General features: G+C 28.3%; 13 protein-coding genes and 1 pseudogene. 9 read left to right on the forward strand and 5 right to left on the reverse strand.

What is annotated here, in order from left to right:
* Positions 1-206 precede the first annotated feature (206 nt).
* Both cheP and cheQ read left to right on the forward strand, forming a co-directional pair.
* Entirely contained in the window at positions 207-1,070 is an 864-nt protein-coding gene (gene cheP / locus AJ887_RS00050) for a cheVAW transcriptional regulator CheP (protein WP_070239752.1), read from the forward strand.
* 27 nt (positions 1,071-1,097) lie between these two features.
* On the forward strand, positions 1,098-1,577 hold the full coding sequence (gene cheQ, locus AJ887_RS00055) for a cheVAW transcriptional regulator CheQ (protein ID WP_002854628.1): 480 nt from the start codon (positions 1,098-1,100) through the stop codon (positions 1,575-1,577).
* A 61-nt stretch (positions 1,578-1,638) separates the two neighbouring features.
* Here cheQ and AJ887_RS00060 read toward each other — a convergent pair whose 3' ends face one another.
* Entirely contained in the window at positions 1,639-1,794 is a 156-nt protein-coding gene (locus AJ887_RS00060; protein WP_002851965.1) for a highly acidic protein, read from the reverse strand.
* A 92-nt stretch (positions 1,795-1,886) separates the two neighbouring features.
* On the opposite strand from AJ887_RS00060, the gene moaC reads away from it, so the two are divergent.
* The 3 genes from moaC to AJ887_RS00075 are packed head-to-tail and all read left to right on the forward strand — an operon-like array spanning position 1,887 to position 3,751.
* Positions 1,887-2,360: a cyclic pyranopterin monophosphate synthase MoaC gene (gene moaC / locus AJ887_RS00065; protein ID WP_044778741.1), complete on the forward strand. Its 474-nt coding sequence runs from the start codon at positions 1,887-1,889 to the stop codon at positions 2,358-2,360.
* Positions 2,338-2,601, forward strand: a complete 264-nt coding sequence (locus tag AJ887_RS00070) for a DUF493 domain-containing protein (RefSeq protein ID WP_002869152.1) — start codon at positions 2,338-2,340, stop codon at positions 2,599-2,601. The genes moaC and AJ887_RS00070 overlap by 23 nt, the downstream gene beginning before the upstream one ends.
* The gene (locus AJ887_RS00075; RefSeq protein WP_079860869.1) at positions 2,591-3,751 is read left to right on the forward strand and encodes a hypothetical protein; all 1,161 of its coding nucleotides are present in this window, start codon (positions 2,591-2,593) and stop codon (positions 3,749-3,751) included. The genes AJ887_RS00070 and AJ887_RS00075 overlap by 11 nt, the downstream gene beginning before the upstream one ends.
* 19 nt (positions 3,752-3,770) lie before the next feature.
* Here the strand turns inward: AJ887_RS00075 and AJ887_RS00080 are convergent, their stop codons facing one another.
* Positions 3,771-4,529, reverse strand: coding sequence for an exodeoxyribonuclease III (locus tag AJ887_RS00080; protein WP_002869154.1), 759 nt, complete (start codon positions 4,527-4,529; stop codon positions 3,771-3,773).
* Between the two features lie 117 nt (positions 4,530-4,646).
* Here AJ887_RS00080 and eptC point away from each other — a divergent pair, with 117 nt between their 5' ends.
* The 4 genes from eptC to pyrC are packed head-to-tail and all read left to right on the forward strand — an operon-like array spanning position 4,647 to position 7,774.
* On the forward strand, positions 4,647-6,182 hold the full coding sequence (eptC, locus tag AJ887_RS00085) for a lipid A/FlgG phosphoethanolamine transferase EptC (RefSeq protein ID WP_070239748.1): 1,536 nt from the start codon (positions 4,647-4,649) through the stop codon (positions 6,180-6,182).
* Entirely contained in the window at positions 6,179-6,535 is a 357-nt protein-coding gene (locus AJ887_RS00090) for a diacylglycerol kinase (RefSeq protein WP_070239746.1), read from the forward strand. The genes eptC and AJ887_RS00090 overlap by 4 nt, the downstream gene beginning before the upstream one ends.
* Positions 6,532-6,777 carry a replication/maintenance protein RepL gene (locus AJ887_RS00095; protein WP_002861043.1) on the forward strand — a complete coding sequence of 82 codons (246 nt, stop codon included), beginning with the start codon at positions 6,532-6,534 and terminating at the stop codon, positions 6,775-6,777. Before AJ887_RS00090 ends, AJ887_RS00095 begins: the two co-directional genes overlap by 4 nt.
* On the forward strand, positions 6,767-7,774 hold the full coding sequence (gene pyrC, locus AJ887_RS00100) for a dihydroorotase (protein WP_070239744.1): 1,008 nt from the start codon (positions 6,767-6,769) through the stop codon (positions 7,772-7,774). Before AJ887_RS00095 ends, pyrC begins: the two co-directional genes overlap by 11 nt.
* Before the next feature lie 31 nt (positions 7,775-7,805).
* On the opposite strand, the pseudogene AJ887_RS00105 reads toward pyrC, so the two are convergent.
* The 3 genes and pseudogenes from AJ887_RS00105 to AJ887_RS00115 form a co-directional block, all read right to left on the reverse strand.
* A pseudogene (locus tag AJ887_RS00105) lies at positions 7,806-8,020 on the reverse strand (hypothetical protein).
* A 55-nt stretch (positions 8,021-8,075) separates the two neighbouring features.
* Positions 8,076-8,795: a class I SAM-dependent methyltransferase gene (locus AJ887_RS00110; RefSeq protein ID WP_070239740.1), complete on the reverse strand. Its 720-nt coding sequence runs from the start codon at positions 8,793-8,795 to the stop codon at positions 8,076-8,078.
* 79 nt (positions 8,796-8,874) lie between these two features.
* The coding region (locus AJ887_RS00115) for a methyl-accepting chemotaxis protein (protein WP_250537851.1) at positions 8,875-9,783 on the reverse strand (909 nt) is incomplete at its 5' end.

The raw sequence follows: 9,783 nt of genomic DNA on the forward strand, positions 1-9,783 counted from the left end.
TTTTATTTAAAATTATCATCTTTAGTTTTTATATTCTAGATAAAATTTAAAATTTTTGATTTTGTATTTTTTAGATATTTTATCTATAAATTAGCTATGCTTAATCAAGTGTTAAATGTATTCACTTTGTGCAATAAGTAAATTAATTTTTAGATATAATTGTAAATCTATGAAGAACATTGAATATTAAATAAGGATGTATTAATATGATCGGAGATATGAACGAGCTTTTATTAAAAAGCGTCGAAGTTTTGCCACCTTTGCCTGATACTGTGAGTAAATTAAGAAAATATGTAAACGAGGCTAATTCAAATATAGAAACCATGAAAGTTGCTGAAATCATTTCAAGCGATCCGTTGATGACGGCTAAGCTTTTGCAACTTGCGAATTCTCCTTATTATGGTTTTACAAGAGAAATTACAACTATAAATCAAGTGATTACTTTATTAGGCGTTGGTAATATCATCAATATAGTTACGGCTGATTCCATTAAAGATAGTTTTAAAATAGATGTTTCACCATATGGTTTGGATACTCAAGTTTTTTTAAGAAATTGCAACGAAGAGGCAACTTTTATCACAAATTGGCTTAATGATGAAGATAAAAAACTTTCTCATCTCTTAGTTCCTTGTGCAATGCTTTTAAGACTTGGCATTGTTATTTTTTCAAATTTTCTTATACAAAATCACAGAGAGAAAGAATTTTTAACTTTTTTAAATGAAACTAAAATTGAAAATATTGCTTTAGCGGAGAATGAATTTTTAGGTGTAGATCATATTTCTTTCTTAGGATTTTTGTTGCATCGTTGGAATTTTGATGATGTTTTGATTGAAAGTATATGTTTTGTTCGCACTCCTCACGCTGCTCGCGAAGAAGTGAAAAAATCCGCTTATGCTCTAGCAATAACAGATCATCTTTTTGCTCCGCATGATGGCTCTTCTCCATTTAACGCAAAAGCTGCAGTTGCTTTACTTGAAGAGGCAAAAACTCAAGGAATTAATTTTGATTTAAATAATCTTTTATCTAAGCTTCCTAGCAAAGCTAAGGAAAATTTAAACAAAGAAGATTAAAGAGTTCTTTTAGGGCTCTAAATTGTAGTGATGAAAAGCTTAATCTTACCTCCTAATGAATTTTTAGATCACTATATTTTAAACGCTGAATTTCATCGTTTTGCTGGAATTTCAAAAAATGCTTATAAATTTTGGAAAAATGTAGAAATAGGTAGATATCAAGGAACAAGAATTATATTTTTGCATAGGAATTGCATTTTAGAAAAACATCAGCAAGCTTTAAGGCAATGTAGCGGTTTAAATGGTTTTGTATTGGCAAGTGCTTTTTGTTCTTTTACTGGATTAGCCCCATCTCATTTAGTGGAAAAAAATAATTCTTCTATTTATAAACTTTTAGAGCTTAAGGAGATTTGTGGGATTAAATTTGTTAATCTAAAAAAATTTTATGATTTTTTAGGGCTAAATTATCATCAGCATATTTATATAGAAAAATGCCATTTTTTTAGTCCAGCTCCTTTTGAAAAGCGTATTAAAATCACTGAGAGTATGTGCGTTGGGTATTATTAAGATATAAATTACAAGCCCTGTAAAGACATTGCTTGTAATTTAAAGATGAAAATTTTGTATTTTAATCCATCTCATAAAAATCATCATCATTGTTATCATCATCGTATTCATAATCATCATCATCGTAATTATAATTTTTATGGTGATTTTGTGGATATTCTTCATCTTCGTTTTCATAATCATCATAATTTAAATCTTCTTCATCTTCATAAGCCATTGTTTTCTCCTTAAATAAAAATACAAAGCTTATTTTATCTTAAATTTGTTTGGTTTTGCTATAATTTTTATAATTTTTTAAAAGGTGAATTTATGAAATTAAGTCATTTAGATGAAAACAATCATCCTAAAATGGTAGATGTAAGCGATAAAAATATTACTTCAAGAATAGCCACAGCTAGCGGTATGATATATATGAGTCAAGAAGCTTTTGATGTAATTAAAAACAATACCGCAAAAAAAGGTCCTGTTCTTCAAACAGCTATTGTTGCGGCTATAATGGGGGCTAAAAAAACAAGTGAAATTATTCCTATGTGCCATCCTTTGATGCTTTCTAAAGTCGAAACTGATATTGTGGAATTTGTTAAAGAATGTGCATTTAAGCTTATTGTAACAGTTAAGTGTGAAGGTAAAACAGGTGTTGAAATGGAAGCTTTAAGTGGGGTTAGTATAGGACTTTTAACTATATATGATATGATCAAGGCTATAGATAAATCAATGAGGATTACGGATATAGTGCTTGAAAGCAAAGAAGGAGGCAAAAGTGGTAAATTTGTGCGATCTTAAAAAAGAACCTCAGATCAATTATCCTACTTTTTGGGACTATAAGGTAATTTTTGAGGTGCATGTTAGGGCAAGTGAAATTTTTCAAGAAATTTTAGGTCAAAGAGAATATAAATTTGAACATTCGAATTCAAGTGCGAGCGGAAAATATCAAAGTTATTTATTAAATGTTTATGTTGATAGCAAAAAAGATCGTTTGGATATATTTGATAAATTAAAAGCTAAAGCAAAATTTGTACTTTAAGAAAGAAGGAAAAATGAAAAATACTTTAATTATTTTTGAAAATTCTTTATCAAATCTTGGTAAAGATGAAGCAAGAGATTTGCTTGAAGACTTGAGTTTTAATCTTGCATATAAGCAAATTTCACATAATCCTCATGAAACAAAAAAAGTTTTAAATTCTCTTTTGGTTGAATTTTTAACTATTTTAAAAAAACTTGATTTTTGTGACGATGAAAATGTTTCAAAGGTTATTAAGGCTCTAGTAAAAGCAAGTGTTGCAGATGCTCAAAATTCGCTTTATGAGTATATTAGCGAAGCTGAATTATTAAACAAACAGATTGAAAATCAAAAGAATTTGATTAAAAATCAAATCAGTGATAATTTTTTTGATTTTGAGAATATTTTACAAGAATATTCTTTTTGTAATGAATTTAGCGATGGTTTAAATGATGCTATTTTATTTGATATAGAAATGCTTGGAATTTTAAAAGAAACCGCTGAAAGTGCTTTTTTAACCACATTAGAAAAGGCTGAAGATATAGAACTTACAAGTAGCGAAATAGCTAAAAATCTCGTATACAATGCTATTTGTGAAGCTCATTTTGAAAAAGAAAGAATTTTAAAAATTTCAAGTATTATTTTAAATACCGCTTTTGAAATAGCTAATGAATCTATGGCTTATGCAAAAGATCTTTGTTTAGGTGTGATTAAAGGTACAAGAGATGGTATTGTTTTAGCAATGGAAAAATTTAAAGCTTCATTAACTTATGCAAATTTTGAAGAAGATGTTAGTTCAAAAAGTAAAGAACTAATAGGTATAGAAGATGATTTTATTGCTCTTTTAAAAAAAGAGATTCAACTGCAAAATGATCCTTGTAAGAGTATAGTTGAGAATTTGCTAGAACATGAACTTGATAATCTTTTTGCTAAATTTAGACGTCTTGCGAGTGAAAGTAGAGAACAGCTAATACTAGTTTTAAATGATATTAAGAGAAATCCAAAGATTAATGATTTTAACAAACTTACTCAAAGAAAATTAAATCATTTTAAACAAGAAATTTTTGAATTAGAAAAAATTGCTAGTGAAAAATACAAAGATTTAAATTCCAAAAAAGCTAAAAAGCTCGGTGTAAGACTTTGGGAAAAAGCAAAAAAATTTGTTAGAAAATAATATCCCATTTTTTGGGATATTAAATATCTATTTCTATGCCTACAGGTGCGTGATCAGAGCCAAAAATATCATCTCTTATGAAAGCGTTTTTAAGTTTATCTTTTAAACCCTTTGAAATGAAAAAATAATCGATCCTCCAGCCTACATTTCTTTCTCTTGCTTTCATTCTATAGCTCCACCACGAGTATTTTTCTTTGATTTCGCCATTAATTTCTCTAAAAGTATCTATAAAACCGAGTTTTAATAAATCATCGATCCAAGCTCTTTCTATAGGTAAAAAACCTGAAGTGTTGGCATTGGCTTTTGGATGGGTAAGATCGATTTCTTTATGAGCGGTATTAACATCACCACAAATAATAATTTCAAACCCATCCTTTAAAAGCTTATCTAAATACACTAAAAAATCTGCATAAAATTTCATCTTAAAATTTAAACGCTCTTCATCTTTTTGACCATTTGGAAAATAGATATTAAAAAGTGCGATATTTTTAAAGCGGTGTTCTAAAACCCTGCCTTCTTCATCATCAAAAAATTCACATTTTTTTACTTCGCTATCAAAATTACAAAGACTCATTACCCCAGAATATCCTGCTCTTTTGGCAGAATTAAAATACATGTGTTTAAAAGGATATTCATAAATTTTTTTAGGAAATTTATCTTCATGTGCTTTGATTTCCTGAAAACCTATAAAATCAATCTTTTCTTGTGCTATCCAATCAAGTGCATTTTTATCACAAATGGCTCTTAAGCCATTGACATTCCATGAAAGTAGTTTCATTATTTTCCTTAAAATTGTCATTAAAAGTGTAAATCATAACATAAAAAGATTTAAAACTACAATCCATTTAAAAAAATTCAATAAAATTAAAACCTTAAATTTGAAGGTGGGATTTATATGCTTAGATTAACTTGGTTTTGGTTTACTTTCTTAAATTCTTTAATGATTGCAATATTAAATTTTAATTTATTTGAGTTTGTGTATGAAAAAAACAATCAAAATTGGTTTATAACTTTTGTTTTTATTGTGGCCTATTTTGCCCTTGTTCACGTGGTTTGCTCTTTACTTTTTATAAAGTTTTTTACTAAATTTTTTTCTATACTGTTTATAATATCATCTTTTTTAAGTGTTTATTTTATTAGTTTTTATGGAGTGCTTATAGACTCTGATATGATACAAAATGTTGTTCAAACAGATATCAAAGAAGTAAAAGATTTGTTAAATTTAAAATTGATCTTATTTGTTGTTTTGGCTTTGTTGTTGGCTTTTTATGTTGTTCAAGTGAAAATTGATTATGGTAGTTTTAAATCCCATATAAAAATTAAAATTATCAATATAGTATCAGGTTTGATTGTGGTTAGTGTAGTTTTAATCCCTTTAAGCAAAACTTTCTTGCCTTTTTTTAGAAACTATAATGAAATAAGAATGTATAATACTCCTTTTTATCAATTTTATGCCGTATATCGCTATTATGTTCGTTTTGTAAAAGCTAAACCAGAATTTAAAACTATAGCTAATGATGCTTATAGAGAAAATAATCACACTAAAAAACTTTTAGTTTTAGTAGTGGGTGAAACCGCTAGAGCGGCAAATTATTCTTTGGGTAGATATACTAAAAATGATACCAATTTTTATACCAAAAAAGATAATGTAGTCTTTTTTGATAATTTTTCATCATGCGGAACAGCAACAGCGGTAAGTTTACCTTGTATGTTTTCTATATCCAAGCGTAGAGATTATTCGAGTTCAGAATTTCAAGAAAATGCCATGGATATACTTTATAAAACAGGTGTAGATGCTGCATGGTTTGATAATAATTCTGGTGGTTGTAAAGGGGTTTGTGATAGATTAGCTTATAAACAAAAGCTTTCTAGTGATTTGGATGAAAATTTACTCACTCCTTTTAAAGAAAAATTAAATCATTTAAGTGATCAAAATATAATAGTTCTTCATTTGCAAGGTTCTCACGGGCCAACTTATTATAAACGCTATCCAAATGAGTTTAAAAAATTTACTCCAACTTGTGATACCAATGAACTTTCAAAATGTGATAGCGAGGCTTTAATCAATACTTATGACAATACTTTACTTTACACAGACTATCTTTTAAGTGAGATTATAAAACTATTAAAAGAGCAAAAAGATTATGAAAGTTCTTTATTTTATCTTTCAGATCATGGTGAAAGTTTGGGCGAAAATGATATTTATCTTCATGGTATGCCTTATGCTATAGCACCAAGTTATCAAACTCATATTCCTGCTATTTTTTGGAGTAATGATGAAAAATTAATGAATTTAGCTAAAGAACATAAAAGTTTAAAACTTTCTCAAGATAATCTTTTTAGCACTCTTTTAGGATATTTTGATGTAAAAACAAGTGTTTATAAGCCAGAGTATGATTTATTAAATCCTAAACTTAAGGCAAATCCATGAAGCCTAAATATCATTTTTTAAATAACGCAAGATATGCTTTAGAAGGGGTTTTTGCTTTATTTAAAAATGAAATGGCGTTTAGAATTGAACTTTGCATTATTATCCCTGCGATAGTTTTTAGTTTTTTCTTAAAAGTTAGTTTTTTGGAACATTTGTTATTGGTAAGTGTTTTAATACTTATCTTAATTATAGAAGCTTTAAATTCAGCTATTGAAGCTTGTGTTGATTTAGTTACTAATGAATGGCATGAAAAGGCAAAAATTGCTAAAGATTGTGCGAGTGCGGCAGTGTTTTTTAGTGTGCTTTTAGCTCTTTTTGTTTGGGGTTTTATTTTATATAGCATTTACTTATGAAATTTGAAAATTTAATACGAGAAATTTTAGGAAAAAAGCGTTTTGAATTGTTAAAATTTTTATGTGAAAATGCCGATGAAAATGGTTTTATTATGATTAAAATCAGTGAGCTTGAAGAAAAATTACATCAAAGCAAACCTACTATCATTGCTACTTTTAAATTTTTAGAAGAAAAAAAACTTTTCAAGCGCCTTAAGAATGGATTTTATCAGCTAAATATAGGAGATAAAAATGATACTTAAAAATCCTTTAGATATGCATTTGCATTTAAGAGATAATCAAATGCTAGAACTTATTGCACCTTTTAGTGCAAGAGATTTTTGTGCAGCTGTGATTATGCCAAATTTAATCCCTCCGCTTTGCAATTTAGAAGATCTAAAAGCTTATAAAATGCGTATCATTAAGGTTTGTAAAGATAAAAATTTCACTCCTTTAATGACGCTTTTTTTTAAAAATTATGATGAGAAATTTCTTCAAATTGCCAAAGATGAAATTTTTGGCATTAAGCTTTATCCAGCAGGAATTACAACAAATTCAAATGGTGGAGTTTCAAGTTTTGATATAGAGTATTTAAAACCTACTTTAGAGGCTATGAGTGATTTAAATATTCCTTTGCTAGTGCATGGTGAAACAAATGATTTTGTCATGGATAGAGAGGCAAATTTTGCTAAAATCTATGAAAAATTAGCAAAAAACTTTCCAAAATTAAAAATTGTAATGGAGCATATTACCACTAAGGTTTTGTGTGATTTGCTAAAAGATTATGAAAATTTATACGCAACTATTACTTTGCATCATTTGATGATAACGCTTGATGATGTAGTAGGGGGTAAGATGGATCCACATTTATTTTGCAAGCCTATTGCAAAACGCTATGAAGATAAAGAAGCCCTTTGCGAGCTTGCTTTTAGTGGCTATGAAAAGGCTATGTTTGGAAGTGATAGCGCGCCTCATCCATTGCACGCTAAAGAATGTTGCGGTTGTGCGGCTGGAGTTTTTAGTGCTCCAGTGATTTTACCTGTTTTAGCTGAATTATTTAAGCAAAATAGCTCCGAAGAAAATTTGCAAAAATTTTTAAGCGATAACGCTTGTAAAATTTATGATTTGAAATTTAAAGAAGATAAAATTTTAACTTTAGAAGAAAAAAAATGGCAAGTGCCAAATGTCTATGAAGATAAATATAATCAAGTTGTGCCTTATATGGCCGGAGAAATTTTGAAATTTCAATTAAAACATTGATTTTCCACCTTAAAAGTGGAAAATTTAAGCTTTATTTACAAGAGCATCTCTGATATCTATAGCAAGATAGATTACAAAAAAACTTAGAAATAAAGCAATAAAACTGACTATCAGCGACAATAAACCAGCTAAAAATCCAATGCTAAACATCATAAAAAGAGAATAAAGCAAAGCTACAACAAAACTTATCACTGCAATTGCATCAAGAATCAAGCGTCCAAATTTGATGATTAAATTTTTAACCATTAAAAACTCCTTTGAAATAATCGGTGAAATTGTAATAAGTATAAGCTTAATGTTTTTATAAGTTATTTATAATTAAAAGTTTTATTTTGGATTCTATAGTTTCAATAATATCATTTTCAACAAAAGAACTTACAGTTTCTTTAGAAGCTGTGATTTTGTTCATGTTTAAATGCCATAGAGCATTTTCTATAGCCTCTTCTTTCGTTCTTTGAACTTTGCGTGTTTCATCAAAAACAATCTTATGAAAAAATATATTTTTTTCTAGTAAATAACTTTCTAAATCTTTTTTATAAAAACCTTTAAATTCGGTATTAAAATATTTAAAAATCGGATCTAAAAAATCACTTTTTCTATAATCAGCCCAACCAAGATAAATTTTTGTTTTAGCTAGATTTAAGAAATTTGTATAATCTTTTTCATTTTGTAAAGCAGGGGACATACTTAAAAATGCAAGGTCAAATTTAGCATTAGGATTGTTTTGCATCCAAGTTTCAAAGCTCAAATTTTCGCATTTTATATTGTTAAGATTTAGTTTTTTGGCATCTTCTTGTAAAATTTCAAGCATAGCATTTGCACTATCTAAGGCAAAAATTTCTTTAGCCTCTTTAGCTAAGTGTAAAGTCCAAACTCCAGTTCCACATCCTATATCTATAGTGCTTTTATTTTGAAAAGAAATCTTTAAATTTTGTAAATATTCAAAAGTTTGCTTTTGTATGGTGTTTAAAGTGTTTTGATATCTTGTGTAAGTTTTGGCTTTTTTATCCCATAAATTCATATATTTTCCTTGATAAAATATATAAAATCATAGCATAAATTTTTAAAATTCAAGCCCTTTTTTGGGCTTGAATGACTAATTAAAACCTCTTCTTCTTAACATCTTCTAAGATATTATTAGCTATATCACTTACTGTACTAGAAATAATAGCTGATTCATTAGCAATTTCAACATTATCTTTAGTAGTTTGATCAATTTGTGCTACGCTATCATTGATTTGAGTAATACCTGCAGTTTGTTCTTTAATACTTTCTGCCATATCATTGATAGATTGAACAAGTAAATTAGTATTAGCTTCTATTTCAGATAAAGACTTTTGAGTTCTCTCAGCTAGTTTTCTAACTTCATCAGCCACAACAGCAAAGCCTCTACCATGTTCTCCAGCACGAGCTGCTTCAATAGCTGCATTTAAAGCTAGAAGATTAATTTGATCTGCAATATCTCCTATAATACCTGTAACATTTTTAATCTCTTCAGATTGAGTGATAACATCACTAGTTTTAACTGAAACATTTTGCATAGAAGAAGTGATCTCTTCTAAAGCTGCTGCAGTTTCTTCTAAAGATTGAGCTTGAGAATTTGAAGAAGTGGTTAAGCTTTGAACAGCAGTTTGTAATTTTCCACTTTCATTAGCTAAAGCATTAGCAAAGTCTGAACTTTGTTTTAGCATTTTAACTATTTCATCGCCTAAAGCATTAGTAGTTAATTCAACACTTCCTGAAGCATTAGAGATTTTATTTCTAAAATCTAAGCTTTTGTATTCTTCAAATATTTTATGAATAACATTCATATCAGAACCTACTCTAGCTTGTAAAACATCAAGAAGTTTATTTAGAACATTTTTAAGTTCAATAAGTTGTGGGTTTCTTGGATTAGCAGTAATTCTTGCTGTTAGATTACCACCTTCTACAACTGATACGGTTTGAACTGATTCTTTAACAGCTTGATTGTCTTGTTCTAAACCTTTTTTAGTAGCAAGGATGTTTTC

The sequence above is a fragment of the Campylobacter sp. BCW_6466 genome (genome assembly GCF_001762835.1).
In the GTDB taxonomy this organism is placed as follows: Bacteria; Campylobacterota; Campylobacteria; order Campylobacterales; family Campylobacteraceae; genus Campylobacter_D; species Campylobacter_D jejuni.